Consider the following 19,605-nt stretch of genomic DNA (forward strand, 5'->3'; position numbering starts at 1 on the left):
GGGTGGGGGGAGGGGAGGGGGGGAGGCCCCCAAGTATCGCCAGGCCCCCCACCCGGCCCCCCGGTCCCCCACTCAGCGCAACAGCCCCGGTGGATAGGCTCGATGCATGCCGCCAGCCAGCAAACGTGTTCGTTCCTTCGATCCGGCCCGGACCCGCGCCGCCGTGCTCACGCAGTACCGTCACGTCCGTGCGGCAGTCGGGGAGCTCACGCCGGAGCAGCTAGCCGAACCGACCCGGCTCGGGGCGTGGACGGTACGGGAACTCGTCGCGCACCTCTCGCTCGTCCTGGGGTCCGTCGCACGGAACCTGGAGCTGCCCGAGCCCGCGCGGCAGGAACTCACACTCGACGCGTACCCCGCGGCCACGTCCACGGTGGCCGGCGCCGTCGACACCTCGGCCCGCAGCACTGCTGCCGAAGCGGACGCCGAGGAGCTGTTCGCCCGGGCGGCCGACCGGGTCGAGGAGGCGTTGGCCGGGGTTCCCGACGAGCGGATCGTCCCGACCCGGTTCGGCGCGATGCGGCTGCCCGACTTCCTGGTGACCCGGGTGGTCGAGCTGGTCGTCCACACCGACGACCTCAACGACGCGATCGGGCCCGCCGTCCCGATGGACGGCAAGGCCCTCGCGATCACCACCCGTTTCCTCGCCGACGTGCTCGCGCTGAAGGCACCGGGCGGGGCGGTGGAGGTACGCGTCCCGCCGTACGCGGTGGTCCAGTGCGTCGAGGGGCCGCGGCACACCCGGGGCACCCCGCCGAACGTCGTGGAGACCGATCCGCTGACCTGGCTCCGGTTGGCCACGGGGCGCACCGACTGGGCGGCGGAACTCGGTGCGGCCAAGGTTTCCGCCAGCGGGGAGCGCGCGGACCTCACGGAGTTGCTGCCCCTGCTGGGCTGAGGCACCGAGGGCGCGCCCCACCGCACCCCGGACCCGACCCCGCACCCCGGATCACATCCGCACTCACACCCGGACGCCAGGAGGGCGACCCATGCAGGACGTGCCGAACAAGCCGACCGACCGCAGGGTCTCGCGCCGCACGGTGTGGGGAATCTGCGCCTCCGTGGTGGTCCTGGTCGCCGGGTTCGGCGCGTACCAGGTCCGCTGGGTGTCCCCGGCACCGCACGCCTCGGACGAACGGTGCGGCGGGGTCGTCGACCGGACCCCCGACTCCCTGGCGGGGCAACCCCGGAAGTGGACGTTCAACGAGGGGACCGTCGCCTGGGGATGGGGCGGTTCCGTGCTGCGGTGCGGGGTGGAGGAACTGCCGCCGACCCCGGACCTGTGCGTGTCGGTCAACGGCGTCGACTGGGTCCTGGACGAGGCGCGGCTGGATCGCGACGGGGTCAGCGTGCTGACCACCTACGGGCGTTCCCCCGCGGTGGAGTTCGTTCACGAGGGGACGCGGGAGGAAGCCGCCGCGGCCCTGACCGATCTGGCCGACACGGTCAGGGGCCTGCCCCGCGAAAGCAAGTGCATCGGGTTGGACGACGTCTGACCCGACCCCCTCGGGCGTTCCGGAATCCGCGACCGAACCGCGACGGAATCCGCGACGGAATCCGCTACGGGAACCGTGACGGGCGCCGTCCCGTCACATCGGCATGGACATGCGACGGCGCACCCCCCTGACCGCGACCGCAGTGGCTTGTCTCCTGGCAGTCGCCAGCACGGCCTGCGGCAACCAGGTGAACTCCGGCGACGGCGACGGCGACGGTGACGGTGACGGTGACGGCGGTGCCGGGAGCGCGGGCCGTGCGAAGGGCGCCGACCGCGCGGACGCCACCGAAGGGACGGCCCAACTGTCCGGCACCCGCTGGACCGTCAGGAGCCTGACCGCGGACGGCCGTGAGTACCGGCCGTCGACGGACGCGCACCTGACGTTCGACGGGAAGTCCCGCGCCAGCGGCAGCTACGGCTGCAACACCTTCGACGCGGACGTCACCCTCACCGGGCGGAACGTCACCTTCCGTGAGTGGGAGTCCACCACCGTGGGGTGCGATCCGGCGGTGTCCGCCTTCGAGGACCGCCTCGCCGCCACGCTCCGCGCCGGTGCGCTGGAGTTCGCGCGCGAGGGCGACGCGCTCACCCTGACGACCGCGAAGGGCGACCACGTGGACCTGGCCGCGGGGAAGGCCCCGCGGGACGTTCCGCTGACCGGGACGAAGTGGGTGGTGAACGCCCTGGTCGAGGGCGGGAGCAGCGTTTCGGTCCCCGGGGGCGCGGCGCCCGCGGCGCACCTGACGTTCGGGAAGGGCGGCGAGGTCAGCGGCGCCCTCGGTTGCAATCGTTTCTCGGCCAAGGTGAAGATCGGGGACGAGGGAACGCTCACCCTCTCCGATCCGGCGATGACCCGCATGTTGTGTGACGACCGGGCGATGCGGACGGAGCGGGCGCTCTCCCGGCTCTTCGGCGGTACGGAGGTCGGTTACGAGGTGAACGGGAACTCCCTGAGGCTCATCGCCCCTGATGGGAGGGGTGCAGCGGCCACTGCGGCACCCGCCGCCCCGCCCACGGGCGGGGCTTCCGGCCGAACCGGCCGGTAAGTGATTCGTCTTACGGATGGCGTCCCCAATTCGGACCAGTGGTCGATCTCGCCTACACTCGGTGCCGTGCCACGTGGTGACGGTCGACTCAATCACGATCTGCTCCCCGGTGAGAAAGGCCCCCAGGACGCTTGTGGCGTCTTCGGTGTCTGGGCTCCGGGCGAAGAGGTCGCAAAGCTCACGTACTTCGGGCTCTACGCCCTCCAGCATCGGGGCCAGGAATCCGCGGGGATCGCGGTCAGCAACGGCTCCCAGATCCTCGTCTTCAAGGACATGGGCCTGGTCTCCCAGGTCTTCGACGAGAGGTCCCTCAGCGCCCTCCAGGGCCACATCGCTGTGGGACACGCACGCTATTCGACCACCGGCGCATCGGTCTGGGAGAACGCCCAGCCGACTTTCCGCGCCACTCCGAACGGCTCCTTGGCACTCGCCCACAACGGCAATCTGGTGAACACCGCCCAGCTCGCCGAGATGGTCGCCGAGATGCCCAAGCGGGAGGGCCGCGTCCCTCAGGTCGCCGCCACCAACGACACCGACCTCGTCACGGCCCTGCTCGCGGGGCAGGTCGACGACGACGGGAAGCCGCTGACGATCGAGGGTTCCGCCGCGAAGGTGCTGCCCGAGGTGAAGGGCGCCTTCTCGCTCGTCTTCATGGACGAGAACACCCTGTACGCCGCGCGTGACCCGCAGGGCATCCGGCCCCTGGTGCTGGGTCGGCTGGAGCGCGGCTGGGTCGTCGCCTCCGAGTCCGCCGCCCTCGACATCTGCGGGGCGACGTACGTCCGGGAGATAGAGCCCGGCGAGTTCGTCGCCATCGACGAGAACGGCCTCCGCACCTCGCGATTCGCGAAAGCGAAGCCCAAGGGGTGCGTCTTCGAGTACGTGTACCTGGCCCGTCCGGACACGGACATCGCCGGGCGCAACGTCTACCTCTCCCGGGTGGAGATGGGGCGTCGTCTCGCGCGGGAGGCGCCCGCCGAGGCGGACCTGGTGATAGCGACTCCGGAGTCCGGGACCCCGGCCGCGATCGGGTACGCGGAGGAGTCCGGCATCCCGTTCGGCGCCGGTCTGGTGAAGAACGCGTACGTGGGTCGGACGTTCATCCAGCCCTCGCAGACGATCCGCCAGTTGGGCATCCGGCTGAAGCTGAACCCGTTGAAGGAAGTCATCAGGGGCAAGCGGCTGGTCGTCGTGGACGACTCGATCGTGCGGGGCAACACCCAGCGCGCCCTGGTGAAGATGTTGCGCGAGGCGGGCGCCGCCGAGGTGCACATCAGGATCTCCTCGCCGCCCGTGAAGTGGCCCTGCTTCTTCGGCATCGACTTCGCGACCCGTGCCGAACTCATCGCCAACGGCATGACCGTCGAGGAGATCGGCAAGTCGCTGAGCGCCGACTCCCTGTCGTACATCTCCCTCGAAGGCATGATCGAGGCCACCACCATCGACAAGCCCAACCTCTGCCGGGCCTGCTTCGACGGTGAGTACCCGATGGAGCTGCCCGACCCGGAGCTGCTCGGCAAGCAGCTGCTGGAGACCGAGCTGGCGGCGGGTCCCGCGGCCACCGCCGCGGTCGACGCGCTCCGTCGCCCGTGATCCCCCGAAGAACCCACACGAAGGTTCCGCACGCATGTCTGGTGAATCCCCTGTGAGCACCCCCGTTTCCGGTTCCGGCGCGAGTTACGCGAGCGCGGGTGTCGACATCGAGGCGGGCGACCGCGCGGTGGAGCTGATGAAGGAGTGGGTGCGCAAGACGAAGCGCCCCGAGGTCGTCGGCGGTCTCGGCGGTTTCGCCGGGCTCTTCGACGCCTCCGCCCTGAAGCGCTACGAGCGTCCCCTGCTGGCCTCGGCGACCGACGGCGTCGGCACCAAGGTCGACATCGCCCGTCGGTTGGGCGTCTACGACACGATCGGCCATGACCTGGTCGCGATGGTCATGGACGACATCGCGGTGTGCGGCGCGGAGCCGCTGTTCATGACCGACTACATCTGCGTCGGCAAGGTCCACCCGGATCGGGTCGCGGCGATCGTGAAGGGCATCGCCGAGGGCTGTGTCCTCGCGGGGTGTGCCCTGGTCGGCGGCGAGACGGCCGAGCACCCGGGGCTCCTCGGCCCGGACGACTTCGACGTGGCCGGTGCCGGTACGGGCGTGGTGGAGGCCGATCAGCTGCTCGGTCCCGATCGCATTCGCACGGGTGACGCGGTGATCGCGATGGCCTCCTCGGGCCTTCACTCCAACGGGTACTCGCTGGTCCGGCACGTCCTGTTCGACCGGGCCGGGTTCGCGTTGGAGCAGCACGTGGAGGAGTTGGGGCGGACCCTCGGCGAGGAGCTGCTGGTGCCGACCCGGATCTACTCGTTGGACTGTCTGGCGCTGGCCCGCACCGCGGAGGTGCACGCCTTCAGCCACATCACCGGGGGCGGGCTCGCGGCGAACCTGGCGCGGGTCGTCCCGGACGGGCTGCACGCCGTCGTGGACCGTGCCACCTGGGCGCCGGGCGCGGTGTTCGACCTGGTGGGCTCGGCGGGGCAGGTGGAGCGTCTGGAGCTGGAGAAGACCCTGAACATGGGGGTCGGCATGATGGCGGTGGTGCCCGCCGAGTCGGTGGAGGTCGCGCTGACGCTGTTGGCGGACCGGGGCGTGGACGCCTGGGAGGCGGGCGAGATCACCGAGCGCGGTGCGCACACCACGGGCGCGGCGCTGGTCGGGGACTACGCGAAGTAGGTCCTCCCGGACCCACGGACCCTCACGATCCGATGATCTTCTTGGCGACGGTGACCGCGGCGGCTTCCGCGGCGGTCACCGGCAGCACCAGCAGCCCGAGCTCGAACCCGAGCAGCACCGTCAGCGTGGACAGCACCAGCAGCACCAGCAGCACGGACGGCATCAGCGCGGGTGCGGCTCAGTGTGCGGGAGCAGCACGAAACCCGGTCCGGTGTTGCTGGCCCGGACCGGGGTTGGTGCGACGGGTCGGCGGTGCCCCGACCGGAGTGACCGCTCGCGCGGGCGTGCCGGTCGACGGCGGTGCCGACTGCTGTGGACTACAGGCTGCTGAGGAGAACGTGCGCGGCCGTGGCGTCAAGCGCCGCGACGGTGCGACTGCGACGGGGAACCGGGCTCGTCGCCCTCGTCCTCGTCGTCATCGACGTTGTAGAGATCCGCGTACCGTGCGTACGGGTCGTTGTCCTCGTCGTCCTCGATCGGCTCGCCGTTCGGCGGCTGGCTCGAAGTCGATGCGCCCAGCTCGTTGGCCAGACGTGACAGGTCCGTTCCGCCGCTGTTGTACTTCAGCTGGCGGGCGACCTTTGTCTGCTTGGCCTTGGCCCGGCCGCGCCCCATGGCTCGACCCCCTCGGTGACGGGGCTCGACGGCCCCAGAGTCTTGACACGCGTTCATGATCTGGAACGGACTCTCCGTGGAGAGACCGGTCCGTAGGGCTTCCACGGTACCTGCTCCTGCGGCCATCCGGTACGTCGCCCGCAGGACGCGCGTGTGCGCTGGACCCGCGAGGCGCCCCGTCCTCGCTGGTCAACCGCGATTTTAACCTCTTCTTGGCAGGCGACCCGCCGACGGGCTGTGAGTCTCATGTCTCAGCCGTCCCACGGCCCCTCCCGCGCGGTGTCCCGGGGCCGTGCCGGGCCCCGACACGCCCGGGTTGCGGCCGGGTGGTGTCGGGGCCCGGGAGCGTCGGGCGCGCCCCGTTGCGGGTGGGGTGGATCAGCCGTCCGTGCAGCGCGCTTCGGCCATTCTCTGTTCGGCGATCCGGTCGGCCGCTGCGGCCGGCGGGATGCCGTCACTGTTCGCACGTGCGAATATGTCGAGCGTGGTGTCGAAGATCTTCGACGCCTTGGCCCGGGCCCGCTCGAAGTCGAATCCGTGGAGTTCGTCGGCGACCTGGATCACGCCGCCCGCGTTGACCACGTAGTCGGGGGCGTAGAGGACGCCGCGGTCCGCGAGGTCCTTCTCGACGCCGGGGTGGGCGAGCTGGTTGTTGGCGGCGCCGCACACCACGCCGGCGGTGAGGACGGGCACGGTGTCGTCGTCCAGTGCTCCGCCGAGTGCGCAGGGCGCGTACACGTCGAGTCCGTCGACCCGGATCAGGGCGTCGGTGTCGGCGACGACCCGGACCCCGGGGTGCAGGCGGGTGATCCGGCGCACGGACTCCTCGCGGACGTCGGTGACCACGACCTCGGCGCCGTCGTCGAGCAGGTGCTGGACCAGGTGGTGGCCGACCTTGCCCACCCCGGCGACGCCGACCTTCCGGCCGCGCAGCGAGGGGGCGCCCCAGCGGTGTTGGGCGCTGGCCCGCATCCCCTGGAAGACGCCGTACGCGGTGAGTACCGAGGAGTCGCCGGCGCCGCCGTTCTCGGGGGAGCGGCCGGTGGTCCAGCGGCAGGTGCGGGCCACCACGTCCATGTCGGCGACGTAGGTGCCGACGTCGCAGGCGGTCACGTAGCGACCGCCGAGGGAGTCGACGAACCGGCCGTAGGCGAGGAGCAGCGCTTCGGTCTTGATCTGCTCGGGGTCGCCGATGATGACGGCTTTGCCGCCGCCGTGGTCGAGTCCGGCCATGGCGTTCTTGTACGACATTCCGCGGGCGAGGTTCAGCGCGTCGGTGACGGCTTCGGCCTCGTCGGCGTACGGGTAGAAGCGGGTGCCGCCGAGGGCGGGGCCCAGGGCGGTGGAGTGGAGGGCGATCACGGCCTTGAGGCCGCTGGCCCGGTCCTGGCAGAGCACTACTTGTTCGTGGCCCCCCTGGTCCGAGTGGAACAGGGTGCGCAGGACGCCGTCGGATGCTTCGGTCACGGTGGTGACTCCCGGGTGCGTAGCGGCGGTGGTGGCCCGGACCCGTTGGGGTGGTGGGCCGGGTGGGACGAGCGTAGGGCCTCGGTGTCACGGTGGCCGGTTCGCGGTAGGTTTCCGCGTCGGTCCGCGGGGGAGGGAGCAGGGGTGCCCAAGGTGTCCTCGGTGATCGTGCCGTACGCGTCCTATCTGCGGGTGTACGAACCGCTCGCGGCCTTCCCGGAACCGGAGCGCAGCCATTGGGCGCGCTATGCCCGGCGGGTCGACCGGCCGTCGTACCAGGACGAGCTGCGGCGTTCCCTGGCGGACCTGTTGCCCACTCCGCCGGTCGCGGTGCCGGTCCACGAGAGTGATGACGCGTTCGTGGCCGAGGTCGACGGGGTGCTGTGCGTGTGTCCGTGGCGGACCCGGTTGCGGGGCTGGCAGGCGCTCGACGCGTTGGCGTCCGGGGGGCGGTTGCCGCCGGCGGTGCTCGACGCGGTGCTGCCGCCCGTCGTCCGCAAGGAGAGCGCCGACGACTACGAGCGGTGGCGGGCCCGCAATCCCGATGCGCGTCCGTGGATCCGTACCGCGACCTGGCAGGTGCCGTTGGCCTGGTTCGTGCTGGTGGCCGACGAGGAGCGGGAGCACCAGGGGGCGGAGCCGGCGGAGTCGGTGGACCCCTCGGAGCCGGCGGAGCTTGCCGGGCTTGCCGGGGGTGCGCCGGTGTTGCGCTACCGGACGCAGATGGTGCAGGCGCGGCGGCGGGTGGCGCGTGGCTTGAAGGCGTTGCGGGCGGCGTTGGGTGAGGGGCCGCAGATCGACGCGCTGGTGGACGTGGGGGCGTGGCTGGAGGAGTTCCATCCGCGGTCGTTGGTCGAACTCGACTACGGGGGGCTGGTGCACGCGCTGCCGGCCGCCCATCTGGCGGCCGATCGTTCGGCGGCGGACGTGGCGGAGGGCATCGAGGCGCTGCGCCGGGGGGACGGGGACGGGGCCGGGGAGGCGTACGGGCGGCTGGCCGCGCGGTGGCGGGTGGTGCGGGACCGGCAGTCGGCGAGTTGAGCGGGGCGGCGTTGCTCGGGGGAATCCGTACGGGTCGGTCGGTCCGTGCCGGGGCCACGGATTCGGTCGTGTGCGCGCGGGGGGTGCGGGAACCGGCCGCGGTGTCCTGACAAGCTGTTTCCTGGCATGGTGGGGGCGGTGCCGGCCCGGTGCGCGGGTCGGTGCGGGGTGGGGAGCTGCGGATTCCGTCGCCGGGACGTGTGGGTTCCGGTGCGCGTGGCGCCTGGTGCTCGGCGGGCGGGCAGGCGGTGTGCGTCGTCGGCGGTGCGGGCCGGGCGGTGCGGGTCGCTCGGGTCGGTGGCCGTTCGTGGCGATCGGTGGTCGTGTGCGGCGGCCGGGTCCGGTGGTCGGGGGAGCGCGCGGGGCCGGAGGTAAAGGCGGGTCGGGACGTAGGTCCTGATCCGGTCTTTTGCGTCAAGCGTGACGGACCGCACTATCCCGGGCCTTGCGCCCATCACCCGTCCTCGTGCCAAAATAGGACAAGGAGTCCGGGGAGGGCTCCTTCCATCCGAGTCTGGGCAGAATGCTCCGCATTGCACGCTATGGGGGGTCTGTTGACCTCTGCTCACTCTGTGACAGATTGTCACGGGGGTGTGACTGTCCGCTATGGGGCGGTCCATCGGCATCCGTCGGTGATGAACACCTGGGAGGGCAATTCCATCGGTTTGGCCGACGCGGCTGGACAGATGGTGTAGTTGTAGTGCCGAGGACAAGCCGTTCGTCCTATAACCGACTCGACCCGCGTCCGCCATTTCGGGCAACGCGTGTCAAGGTGCAGAATTTAGAGGAAAGAACCGAGAAGGTTCGGTTCTCCCGAGGAGGCCGCTCATGACAGCTCGCACCCCTGATGCCGAGCCGCTGCTGACCCCGGCTGAGGTCGCCACGATGTTCCGCGTCGACCCGAAGACGGTCACGCGCTGGGCCAAGGCTGGCAAGCTCACGTCGATCCGCACGCTCGGCGGACACCGCCGCTACCGCGAAGCCGAGGTACGCGCGCTACTGGCGGGCATTCCCCAGCAGCGCAGCGAAGCCTGAACAACCGCACGACCGGGCCGATTCACCGGGTCCCCCACCCGGTGCGCACGCCCGCAGCACAGCACAGCTACACATGACGTCGGTCCTGCCCCAACAGGACCGTGCCGGGACGAGTGAGCAGTACGTCGAGGCCGTGACGTCGATCGCGCTGGACTCCGCCGGGTCCAGCGCGATTTTTCTTTGTGCGGATTCCCCGGCTCCCGTTGTGCGGATTCCGTGGTGACGCGGGGTGCGCCGGGGCCGCCGGCCCGCTCGGCTGCCCTTCCCGGGCCGCCAACACCCCCTGGTGAGCGCCCTGGTGGCGCCCCCGCCGCTTCGGGTGGCGCCGGCCGACCGTTCGGAGCCGCCCAGGCGCCCTCACGGCCCTTCGTGGGGGCTGAGGGGCGGGTCGGGGCCTCTTCCCGGCCCGCACGCCCCGTACGGGTCCCTGACGGGCCCTCAGGGCTCCGCCGCGCCGCCCTGCCGGCAGCGGGGAGCCCGAACGCCCTTCGAACGGCCTCCGGGTGGCGTTCGAGCGGCCTGTGAACGGGGGCGGGGGGCCGGTGCGGCGGTCCGCTTGTCGGACTCTGCGGGGCTTGCGGGGGTGGTGCCGGATGTTCCGTGAACTGTCCCGGATGCCGGTGCAATTGCACATATTAAATTGACCGTTTGTAGGACAGGGGTAAGCCCGGGGGTTCTCGAAACTCTTACGGTGACACCCGTCACATGCGCGGTCGGTTGTTGCCCGACGGGCAACTGCGGTAGTGCACCGGCTCCGTGGAACGCCTCCGGTCCGCCGCTCCCGCCCATGCTTCTGCCTGCTGCCCCCGTGGCGGCCGGTGACCTCGTACACGTCATTCGTTCGGGGGAATCTCCTGCTCGGGGTCTTCCCTCGGCTCCATGGGGTGTGTAGAGGGCTCCATGGCCAGCTTCTGGAGTGCGGTGCACACCGGGCAGTGCCGGACCCGGTGGCGGTAGCGGGAGGCCGCCGACAGATGGGCGCGCAGCAGCGCCCGTGTTTCGTGTCGAGCGACAGGTGCCATGCGCCCACCTCCGGTGCCCCGCGGGGGAGTCCTTTGATGAGGAGGTACCCATCCGGGAGCCCGTCGTCAACCCGGCGCGGCGGAACCGTGCTCCGGGCGGGGCCGTGCGGGGCGGGCGGAACAGCAGAATGGCCCACATCCGCAGGGGATGTGGGCCGTTGCGCGGTCCTGACGGGATTTGAACCCGCGGCCTCCACCTTGACAGGGTGGCGAGCACTCCAAACTGCTCCACAGGACCAGGTTTCGCGGCGCTTGGTACTGCGTTGCGCTGCGAAACAGGACTGTACAGCAGGGCCGGCCGTGCGGTCGAACTCACTCAGGGTGCGGGGGTCGTTACCGGCCGTTCGGCGTGCGTCACCGCACCCTCCCCGCACCCGTCGCACCCCCCGCACCGGCCTCCGCATCCGCTCAGGGCACCGCCGCGTCGATCGCCTTCACGATCCGTTTGTCCGAAACCGGGTAGGCGGTCCCCAGCGAGTGCGCGAAGTAGCTGACCCGCAGCTCCTCGATCATCCACCGGATGTCCCGCACCGGCTGCGGCACCGGACGCCCCCGGGGCAACTGCTCCAGCAGCCACCCGTACTCGTCGCGCATGTCGTGCACCTTCTCCATGCGGGTGGTGTCCCGCTGGACGTTGGCCGGCATCTGCTGGAGCCGCCGGTCGACGGCCACCAGGTAGCGCATCAGGTCCGGCAGCCGTCCGATGCCCGTCTCGGTGACGAAACCGGGCTTCACCAGCGCGGCGAGCTGCTCCCGCACGTCCGTGGTGTTGGCGAGCAGCGCGGGGCTGGTGGTGGCCCGCAGCCGTCGTTCGGCGGCCTGCCAGGCGGCGAGGACCTGGCGCACCTGGTCCACCGTGCGCACCGTCAGGTCGACGATGTCGGCCCGCACCCGTTCGTAGAGCTTCCGGTAGGACTCCTCGTCCCAGGCGGGCCCGCCGAAGTCGGCGATCAGCCGGTCCGCGGCGGCCGTGGCGCAGTCCTCGAAGAGGGCCTGCATCGAACCGTGCGGATTGGCGGACAGGGCGAGCTTCTGGGCGTTGCCGAGCTTGTCGAGGGCGAACTTGGCCGGATTCACCGGGATGTTCCGCACGATGAGCCGCCGGATGCCCCGCCGCATCGCCTCGGCCTGTTCCGCCTCGGAGTCGAAGAGCCGCACGGACACCGTGTCGGCGCCGCCCCCGGCAGGGGCGTCGGCGGAGTCGTCGACGAGGGCCGGGTACGCCTTGACGGGCTGGCCGGCGCGTTTGGCCTCGAAGACCCGGGGCAGCGAGCCGATCGTCCAGTCGGTCAGCCCGGAGCGTTCGATGGCGCCCTGGCCGGAGCGCTCGGCGCTGGCCGCGGCGGCCTTGGACAGCGCCTGGCGGGCCTTGGGCCGCAGCCGCTGCCGCAGCGCCTCCAGGTCCTTGTCCTCGGCGTCCGGGGCGACCTTGCGGCGGCGCTCGTCGACGATCCGGAACGTGATGCGCAGGTGGTCGGGGACCTTCGACCAGTCGAAGTCGTCCGGGGAGACGGGCACCCGCACCATGGCGTGCAGCTCCCGGGCGAGCGTCACCTCCAGGGGCTCCTGGAGCGGGGTCGCCCGGGCCAGGAACCGTCCGGCGAAGTCCGGTGCGGGCACGTAGTGCCGACGCACCGGCTTGGGCAGGGTGCGGATCAGCTCCGTCACGACCTGCTCGCGCAGCCCCGGGATCTGCCAGTCGAAGCCCTCGTCGGTGACCTGGTTGAGCACCTGCACCGGGATGTGGACGGTGACGCCGTCGGCGTCCGCGCCCGGCTCGAACTGGTACGTCACCCGGAACTTCAGCCGGCCCTGGGTCCAGGAGTCCGGGTAGTCGGCCTTGGTGATGGCCTGGGCGGACTCCCGGATCAGCATCTCCCGCTCGAAGTCGAGCAGGTCCGGCTCCTCCTGGCGCTTGCGCTTCCACCAGGAGTCGAAGTGCGCCCCGGACACCACGTGCGGGGGCACCCGCTGGTCGTAGAAGTCGAACAGCGTCTCGTCGTCCACGAGGATGTCGCGGCGGCGCGCCCGGTGCTCCAGCTCCTCGACCTCGGTGAGCAGCCGGCGGTTGTCCGCGAAGAACTTGTGGTGCGTGCGCCAGTCGCCCTCGACCAGGGCGTTGCGGATGAACAGGTCGCGGGAGGTCTCCGGGTCGATCCGGCCGTAGTTGACCTTCCGGTGGGCGACGACCGGCACCCCGTAGAGGGTGACCCGCTCGTACGCCATCACCGCGGCCTGGTCCTTCTCCCAGTGCGGTTCGCTGTACGTGCGCTTGAGCAGGTGCTCGGCGAGGGGTTCGATCCAGTCGGGTTCGATCTTGGCGTTGACCCGGGCCCACAGCCGGGAGGTCTCCACCAGTTCGGCCGACATGACGACCTTGGGCTGCTTCTTGAACAGCGCGGAGCCGGGGAAGATCGCGAACTTGGCGCCGCGGGCGCCCAGGTACTCGTTCTTCTCGGTGTCCTTGAGCCCGATGTGCGAGAGCAGTCCCGCGAGCAGGGACGTGTGGACGGCCTGGTCGGAGGCGTCGGTGTCGTTGACGACGACGCCCATGGTCTTGGTGACCGACCGCAGTTGCGCGTAGATGTCCTGCCACTCGCGGATGCGCAGGAAGTTGAGGTACTCCTGCTTGCACATGCGGCGGAACGAGGACGAGCCGCGTTCCTTCTGCTGCTCGCGGACGTACCGCCACAGGTTGAGCAGGGCGAGGAAGTCGCTGGTCTCGTCCTTGAACCGGGCGTGCTGCTGGTCGGCCTGGGTCTGCTTGTCGACGGGGCGTTCGCGGGGGTCCTGGATGGACAGGGCGGCGGCGATGACCATGACCTCGCGGACGCAGCCGTTGCGGTCGGCCTCGATGACCATGCGGGCCAGGCGCGGGTCGACGGGGAGCTGCGCCAGTTTCCGGCCGAGCGGGGTGAGACGTTTGCGCTGGTCCTTCTCCGCCGGGTCGAGGGCGCCGAGTTCCGTCAGGAGTTGGACGCCGTCGCGGATGTTGCGGTGGTCCGGCGGGTCGATGAACGGGAACTTCTCGATCTCGCCCAGCCCGGCCGAGGTCATCTGGAGGATGACGGAGGCGAGGTTGGTGCGCAGGATCTCGGCGTCGGTGAACTCGGGCCGCGCGTCGAAGTCGTCCTCCGAGTACAGCCGGATGCAGATGCCGTCCGAGGTGCGTCCGCAGCGGCCCTTGCGCTGGTTGGCGCTGGCCTGGCTGACGGGCTCGATCGGGAGGCGCTGGACCTTGGTGCGGTGGCTGTAGCGGGAGATGCGCGCGGTGCCCGGGTCGATGACGTACTTGATGCCGGGGACGGTCAGTGAGGTCTCGGCGACGTTGGTGGCGAGGACGACCCGGCGGCCCGCGTGGGGTTGGAAGACCCGGTGCTGTTCGGCGTGCGACAGCCGGGCGTACAGCGGCAGCACCTCGGTGTTCTGCCGGAGCACGGCCGGGGAGCGGGCGAACATCTTGTTCAGGGCGTCGGCGGTGTCCCGGATCTCCCGTTCGCCGGAGAGGAACACCAGGACGTCGCCGGGGCCCTCGCCCTGGAGTTCGGTGACGGCGTCGCAGATGGCGGTGATCTGGTCGCGGTCGCCCCCGTCCGCCTCCTCGGCGTCGTCCTCCAGCAGCGGCCGGTAGCGCACCTCCACGGGGTACGTACGGCCGCTGACCTCCACGATCGGGGCGTCGCCGAAGTGGCGGGAGAAGCGCTGCGGGTCGATGGTGGCCGAGGTGATGATCACCTTGAGGTCGGGGCGGCGGGGGAGCAGCTGGGCCAGGTAGCCGAGCAGGAAGTCGATGTTGAGGGACCGCTCGTGGGCCTCGTCGATGATGATCGTGTCGTAGGCGCGCAGGTCGCGGTCGGTCTGGACCTCCGCGAGCAGGATGCCGTCGGTCATCAGTTTGACGAAGGTGTCCTGGCCGACCTGGTCGGTGAAGCGGACCTTCCAGCCGACCGCCTCGCCGAGCGGGGTGCGCAGTTCCTCCGCGACGCGTTCGGCGACGGTGCGGGCGGCGATGCGGCGGGGCTGGGTGTGGCCGATCATGCCCTTCACGCCGCGGCCCAGTTCCAGACAGATCTTGGGGATCTGGGTGGTCTTGCCGGAGCCCGTCTCGCCCGCGACGATCACCACCTGGTGGTCGCGGACCGCGGCGAGGATCTCGTCCTTCTTCTGGCTGACCGGTAGTTCCGGCGGGTACGTGACCGCCGGGACGCGGGCGGCGCGGGCCGCGATGCGCGCCTCGGCCCGTTCGACCTCCGTGGTGATCTCGGCGAGGACCGTCCGGCGGGCTTCGGGCGCGCGGATGCGTCGGGCGCCGTCGAGCCGGCGGCCCAGGCGGTGGGCGTCCTTCAGGGGGAGCTCGGCGAGACGTCGGCCGAGGTCGTCTCGGGCGCCGTGGGCGGGAGCGGGCTGCGTAGACATACGCCCCCCAGGATCTCACCTCGCCCGCAACACCGACGAACCCTTTTCTCCGGAGGTTCCCGGCGGCTCTCCCTGCGCCCCTCGAAGGCCCCTCGAAGGCTTCCCGCGTGTCATGCGGTGTCCGCGGCCTTGAAGGAAGTGCAGGTCAGAGGGGTGGTTGAAGTAAGCGGAAGATAAAAGTTGAGCGGTCTCCACTCAGGTCTGTTGACCGAGCCGAGGGCTTCGTGCATCCTTGAGCCTGTCCCGCTCAGGTTCGCTCTTCGTCGAACCCGGGCGGAGCGCAGTCAGTCCGATGCAAGTTCTCTGGAGGAACCGAAATGGCACGTGCGGTCGGCATCGACCTGGGCACGACTAACTCCGTCGTCAGCGTTCTGGAGGGCGGCGAGCCCACCGTCATCACCAACGCAGAGGGCGCCAGGACCACGCCGTCCGTCGTCGCCTTCGCCAAGAACGGCGAGGTGCTCGTCGGCGAGGTGGCCAAGCGCCAGGCCGTCACCAACGTCGACCGGACCATCCGGTCCGTGAAGCGCCACATGGGCACCGACTGGCGCGTCGACATCGACGAGAAGGCGTTCAACCCGCAGCAGATCTCCGCGTTCATCCTGCAGAAGCTGAAGCGGGACGCGGAGTCCTACCTCGGCGAGAAGGTCACCGACGCGGTCATCACCGTCCCCGCGTACTTCAACGACTCGGAGCGCCAGGCCACCAAGGAGGCCGGTGAGATCGCGGGCCTCAACGTCCTGCGCATCGTCAACGAGCCGACGGCCGCCGCCCTCGCGTACGGCCTCGACAAGGACGACCAGACGATCCTCGTCTTCGACCTCGGCGGCGGCACCTTCGACGTCTCGCTGCTGGACATCGGCGACGGCGTGGTCGAGGTGAAGGCCACCAACGGTGACAACCACCTCGGTGGTGACGACTGGGACCAGCGGGTCGTGGACTACCTGGTCAAGCAGTTCAACAACGGTCACGGCGTGGACCTCGGCAAGGACAAGATGGCGGTCCAGCGCCTGCGCGAGGCCGCCGAGAAGGCCAAGATCGAGCTGTCCTCGTCCACCGAGACCTCGATCAACCTGCCCTACATCACGGCCTCCGCCGAGGGCCCGCTGCACCTGGACGAGAAGCTCACCCGCGCCCAGTTCCAGCAGCTGACCGCGGACCTGCTGGAGCGCTGCAAGACCCCGTTCCACAACGTCATCAAGGACGCGGGCATCGCCCTGTCCGAGATCGACCACGTGGTCCTGGTCGGCGGTTCCACCCGGATGCCCGCCGTCGCGGAGCTGGTGCGCGAGCTGACCGGCGGCAAGGACGCCAACAAGGGCGTCAACCCGGACGAGGTCGTCGCGATCGGCGCCTCGCTCCAGGCCGGTGTCCTCAAGGGCGAGGTCAAGGACGTCCTGCTCCTCGACGTCACCCCGCTGTCCCTCGGCATCGAGACCAAGGGCGGCATCATGACCAAGCTGATCGACCGCAACACCACGATCCCGACCAAGCGGTCGGAGATCTTCACGACGGCCGAGGACAACCAGCCGTCCGTGCAGATCCAGGTCTACCAGGGTGAGCGCGAGATCGCCGCGTACAACAAGAAGCTCGGGATGTTCGAGCTGACCGGTCTGCCGCCCGCCCCGCGCGGCGTCCCGCAGATCGAGGTCTCCTTCGACATCGACGCCAACGGCATCATGCACGTGACCGCGAAGGACCTGGGCACGGGCAAGGAGCAGAAGATGACCGTCACCGGTGGCTCCTCGCTGCCGAAGGACGAGGTCAACCGGATGCGCGAAGAGGCCGAGAAGTACGCGGACGAGGACCACGCCCGCCGCGAGGCCGCCGAGAGCCGCAACCAGGGCGAGCAGCTCGTCTACCAGACGGAGAAGTTCCTCAAGGACAACGAGGACAAGGTCCCCGTTGACGTGAAGACCGAGGTCGAGGAAGCCGTCGTCGAGCTCAAGGTGGCCCTCAAGGGCGAGGACGCGGCCGCGATCCGCACCTCCACCGAGAAGGTCGCCGCCGTCTCCCAGAAGCTGGGCCAGGCCCTCTACGCGGACGCCCAGGGCGCCGCGGGCGGTGCCGAGGGTGCCGAAGGCGCCGCCGGTGCCGGTGCGGGTGCGAAGGCTGACGACGACGTCGTCGACGCCGAGATCGTCGACGAGGACCGCAAGGACGGTGCGGCGTGACCGAGGAGACCCCGGGCTTCGACGAGCACGACGAGCCCGCTGACGTCTCCCACGGCGCCGCCTCCGAGAGCGCAGCCGACGCCGCCGCCCCCGCCGAGCCCTCCGCGAAGGAGGGCCCGGCGGGCCGGGCCGGGGACGCAGAGGCACAGAACGTCGGCCTGACCGCCGAACTGGACCAGGTGCGCACCGCGCTCGGCGAGCGCACCGCGGACCTCCAGCGGCTCCAGGCCGAGTACCAGAACTACCGTCGTCGGGTCGAGCGCGACCGGATCGCGGTCAAGGAGGTCGCCGTGGCGAACCTGCTGGCCGAGCTCCTGCCCGTCCTCGACGACATCGGCCGGGCCCGTGACCACGGCGAGCTGGTGGGCGGGTTCAAGTCGGTGGCCGAATCGCTGGAGACGGTGGCCGCGAAGATGGGCCTCCAGCAGTTCGGCAAGGAGGGCGAGCCCTTCGACCCGACGATCCACGAGGCCCTGATGCACAGCTACGCGCCGGACGTCACGGAGACGACCTGCGTGGCGATCCTCCAGCCGGGGTATCGGATCGGCGAGCGCACCATCCGCCCCGCGCGGGTGGCGGTGGCCGAGCCGCAGCCGGGGGCGCAGCCCGCGAAGGCGGACGGCGAGTCCGAGTCCGCCCCGTCCGCGGCGGGCAAGGGCGCCGAAGGTGCCAAGGGGGCCGAGGGCTCCCCGGGTGCCGAGGGCGCCGAGGGCAAGGACAGCGGTGCCCCGGACGAGGGCTGACCGCGTCACGCACGGAGAGGAGGGACGTCGAGGATGAGTACCAAGGACTTCATCGAGAAGGACTACTACAAGGTCCTCGGCGTCCCGAAGGACGCCACCGAGGCCGAGATCAAGAAGGCGTACCGGAAGCTCGCCCGCGAGTTCCACCCGGACGCCAACAAGGGCAACGCCAAGGCGGAGGAGCGCTTCAAGGAGATCTCCGAGGCGAACGACGTCCTCGGTGACCCGAAGAAGCGCAAGGAGTACGACGAGGCGCGCACCCTCTTCGGGAACGGTGGCTTCCGCCCCGGCCCCGGGGCGGGCGGCGGCGGCTCGTTCAACTTCGACCTGGGCGACCTCTTCGGCGGCGGCGGTGGCGGCCCCGGCGGCGGTACGGCGGCCGGCGGTTTCGGCGGCGGCATCGGTGACGTCTTCGGCGGGTTGTTCAACCGGGGCGGCGCCACCACCGGGAGCCGGGTGCAGCCGCGGCGCGGCCAGGACATCGAGTCCGAGGTCACGCTGAGCTTCACCGAGGCGGTGGACGGTGCGACGGTTCCGCTGCGGATGTCCTCGCAGGCGCCCTGCAAGGCGTGTTCGGGCACCGGCGACAAGAACGGCACCCCGCGGGTGTGCCCGACCTGCGTCGGCACCGGGCAGGTGTCCCGGGGCGGCGGGGGCGGCTTCTCGCTCACCGATCCGTGCGTGGACTGCAAGGGCCGCGGACTGATCGCGGAGACCCCCTGCGAGATCTGCAAGGGGTCCGGGCGGGCCAAGTCCTCGCGGACCATGCAGGTCCGCATCCCCGCGGGCGTCTCGGACGGGCAGCGCATCCGGCTGCGCGGCAAGGGCGCCCCGGGCGAACGCGGCGGCCCGGCCGGTGACCTGTACGTCGTCGTGCACGTCGGCACGCACCCCGTGTTCGGCCGCAAGGGCGACAACCTCACCGTCACGGTGCCCGTCAGCTTCGCCGAGGCGGCCCTCGGCGGCGAGGTGAAGGTGCCGACGCTGGGCGGTCCCGCGGTGACGCTGAAATTGCCGCCGGGCGTTCCCCACGGCCGTACGATGCGGGCCCGGGGCAAGGGCGCGGTCCGCAAGGACGGCACCCGCGGCGATCTGCTGGTGACGGTGGAGGTCGCGGTGCCCAAGGACGTGACCGGCAAGGCCCGGGACGCCCTGGAGGCGTACCGGGAGGCCACTGCGGACGTCGATCCGCGGGCGGAGCTGTTCGAGGCCGCGAAGGGAGCATGAACGCCATGGACGGGATGGGCACGGGCGGTCGGCGCCGCAACCCCTACCAGCTGACCGACGAGACGCCGGTGTACGTGATCTCGGTGGCGGCCCAGCTCAGCGGGCTGCACCCGCAGACCCTGAGGCAGTACGACCGGCTCGGGCTGGTCTCACCGGACCGGACCGCCGGTCGGGGCCGTCGTTATTCGGCCAGGGACATCGAACTGCTTCGTCAGGTGCAGCAGTTGTCGCAGACCGAGGGCGTCAACCTCGCCGGGATCAAGCGGATCATCGAACTGGAGGGCCAGGTGGCCGCGCTCACGGCGCGGGTCGCGGAACTCCAGGACGCGGTGGAGGGCGCCGCGGCGGCCATCCAGCAGCGGGAGGCGGCCGTCCACGCCTCGTACCGGCGTGACCTCGTGCCCTACCAGGAGGTCCAGCAGACCAGTGCGCTGGTCGTGTGGCGTCCCAAGCGGCAGGACTGAGCGTCCCGTTCCGTGCACGCACGCGGCCGAGGGGGCGGGAGGCGAACCATACGGCCCCCCCGCCGGGGGGCGGGGGGGCGGCCGGGGCCCCCCCCCGGGAACAATGGAGTATAAAAAAAAAAAGAAGGCGACCCGGTT

General features: G+C 70.8%; 16 protein-coding genes and 1 tRNA gene. 11 read left to right on the forward strand and 6 right to left on the reverse strand.

Annotated features, from left to right (window positions below; all coding sequences use genetic code 11):
- Positions 1–106: 106 nt before the first annotated feature.
- From ACFWIA_RS13015 to purM, 5 genes are all read left to right on the forward strand, one after another.
- Positions 107–898, forward strand: coding sequence for a sterol carrier family protein (locus ACFWIA_RS13015; protein ID WP_387003287.1), 792 nt, complete (start codon positions 107–109; stop codon positions 896–898).
- A gap of 91 nt (positions 899–989) precedes the next feature.
- On the forward strand, positions 990–1,496 hold the full coding sequence (locus ACFWIA_RS13020) for a DUF3515 family protein (RefSeq protein WP_387003290.1): 507 nt from the start codon (positions 990–992) through the stop codon (positions 1,494–1,496).
- A gap of 109 nt (positions 1,497–1,605) precedes the next feature.
- Positions 1,606–2,541 carry an META domain-containing protein gene (locus ACFWIA_RS13025; RefSeq protein ID WP_387003293.1) on the forward strand — a complete coding sequence of 312 codons (936 nt, stop codon included), beginning with the start codon at positions 1,606–1,608 and terminating at the stop codon, positions 2,539–2,541.
- Positions 2,542–2,607: 66 nt separating this feature from the next.
- The gene (purF, locus tag ACFWIA_RS13030; RefSeq protein ID WP_387003296.1) at positions 2,608–4,134 is read left to right on the forward strand and encodes an amidophosphoribosyltransferase; all 1,527 of its coding nucleotides are present in this window, start codon (positions 2,608–2,610) and stop codon (positions 4,132–4,134) included.
- Positions 4,135–4,186: 52 nt separating this feature from the next.
- Positions 4,187–5,263 (forward strand): phosphoribosylformylglycinamidine cyclo-ligase, encoded by a 1,077-nt coding sequence (gene purM / locus ACFWIA_RS13035; protein WP_387003299.1) that lies wholly within the window; start codon positions 4,187–4,189, stop codon positions 5,261–5,263.
- Positions 5,264–5,285: 22 nt separating this feature from the next.
- Here purM and ACFWIA_RS13040 read toward each other — a convergent pair whose 3' ends face one another.
- From ACFWIA_RS13040 to ACFWIA_RS13050, 3 genes are all read right to left on the reverse strand, one after another.
- Positions 5,286–5,426, reverse strand: coding sequence for a hypothetical protein (locus ACFWIA_RS13040; protein ID WP_387003302.1), 141 nt, complete (start codon positions 5,424–5,426; stop codon positions 5,286–5,288).
- Between the two features lie 191 nt (positions 5,427–5,617).
- The gene (locus ACFWIA_RS13045) at positions 5,618–5,878 is read right to left on the reverse strand and encodes a DUF3073 domain-containing protein (protein ID WP_385484818.1); all 261 of its coding nucleotides are present in this window, start codon (positions 5,876–5,878) and stop codon (positions 5,618–5,620) included.
- A 378-nt stretch (positions 5,879–6,256) separates the two neighbouring features.
- Complete coding sequence (locus ACFWIA_RS13050; protein ID WP_387003305.1) at positions 6,257–7,345, reverse strand: Leu/Phe/Val dehydrogenase; 1,089 nt, start codon at positions 7,343–7,345, stop codon at positions 6,257–6,259.
- Between the two features lie 144 nt (positions 7,346–7,489).
- On the opposite strand from ACFWIA_RS13050, the gene ACFWIA_RS13055 reads away from it, so the two are divergent.
- Both ACFWIA_RS13055 and bldC read left to right on the forward strand, forming a co-directional pair.
- Positions 7,490–8,386, forward strand: coding sequence for a hypothetical protein (locus tag ACFWIA_RS13055; RefSeq protein ID WP_387003307.1), 897 nt, complete (start codon positions 7,490–7,492; stop codon positions 8,384–8,386).
- Between the two features lie 828 nt (positions 8,387–9,214).
- Positions 9,215–9,421: a developmental transcriptional regulator BldC gene (gene bldC / locus ACFWIA_RS13060; protein WP_003949541.1), complete on the forward strand. Its 207-nt coding sequence runs from the start codon at positions 9,215–9,217 to the stop codon at positions 9,419–9,421.
- An 833-nt stretch (positions 9,422–10,254) separates the two neighbouring features.
- On the opposite strand, the gene ACFWIA_RS13065 is transcribed toward bldC, so the two are convergent.
- The 3 genes from ACFWIA_RS13065 to hrpA all read right to left on the reverse strand — a co-directional run bounded on the left by ACFWIA_RS13065 (position 10,255) and on the right by hrpA (position 14,859).
- Positions 10,255–10,443, reverse strand: coding sequence for a DUF6274 family protein (locus ACFWIA_RS13065; RefSeq protein WP_387003310.1), 189 nt, complete (start codon positions 10,441–10,443; stop codon positions 10,255–10,257).
- Positions 10,444–10,606: 163 nt separating this feature from the next.
- A tRNA-Asp gene (locus ACFWIA_RS13070) sits at positions 10,607–10,681 on the reverse strand.
- 170 nt (positions 10,682–10,851) lie between these two features.
- Positions 10,852–14,859: an ATP-dependent RNA helicase HrpA gene (gene hrpA, locus ACFWIA_RS13075; protein ID WP_387003313.1), complete on the reverse strand. Its 4,008-nt coding sequence runs from the start codon at positions 14,857–14,859 to the stop codon at positions 10,852–10,854.
- A 317-nt stretch (positions 14,860–15,176) separates the two neighbouring features.
- Here hrpA and dnaK point away from each other — a divergent pair, with 317 nt between their 5' ends.
- Genes dnaK through ACFWIA_RS13095 form a run of 4 tightly spaced genes read left to right on the forward strand, consistent with a single transcriptional unit; the run spans position 15,177 to position 19,467 of the window.
- Positions 15,177–17,033, forward strand: a complete 1,857-nt coding sequence (gene dnaK, locus ACFWIA_RS13080; protein ID WP_387003316.1) for a molecular chaperone DnaK — start codon at positions 15,177–15,179, stop codon at positions 17,031–17,033.
- Positions 17,030–17,776, forward strand: a complete 747-nt coding sequence (gene grpE, locus ACFWIA_RS13085) for a nucleotide exchange factor GrpE (protein ID WP_387003319.1) — start codon at positions 17,030–17,032, stop codon at positions 17,774–17,776. The genes dnaK and grpE overlap by 4 nt, the downstream gene beginning before the upstream one ends.
- A 33-nt stretch (positions 17,777–17,809) precedes the next feature.
- Positions 17,810–19,003 (forward strand): molecular chaperone DnaJ, encoded by a 1,194-nt coding sequence (gene dnaJ / locus ACFWIA_RS13090; protein ID WP_387003322.1) that lies wholly within the window; start codon positions 17,810–17,812, stop codon positions 19,001–19,003.
- Between the two features lie 14 nt (positions 19,004–19,017).
- On the forward strand, positions 19,018–19,467 hold the full coding sequence (locus tag ACFWIA_RS13095; RefSeq protein ID WP_387003556.1) for a heat shock protein transcriptional repressor HspR: 450 nt from the start codon (positions 19,018–19,020) through the stop codon (positions 19,465–19,467).
- Positions 19,468–19,605 lie beyond the last annotated feature (138 nt).

The organism is Streptomyces sp. NPDC127068, from assembly GCF_042724695.1.
In the GTDB taxonomy this organism is placed as follows: Bacteria; Actinomycetota; Actinomycetes; order Streptomycetales; family Streptomycetaceae; genus Streptomyces.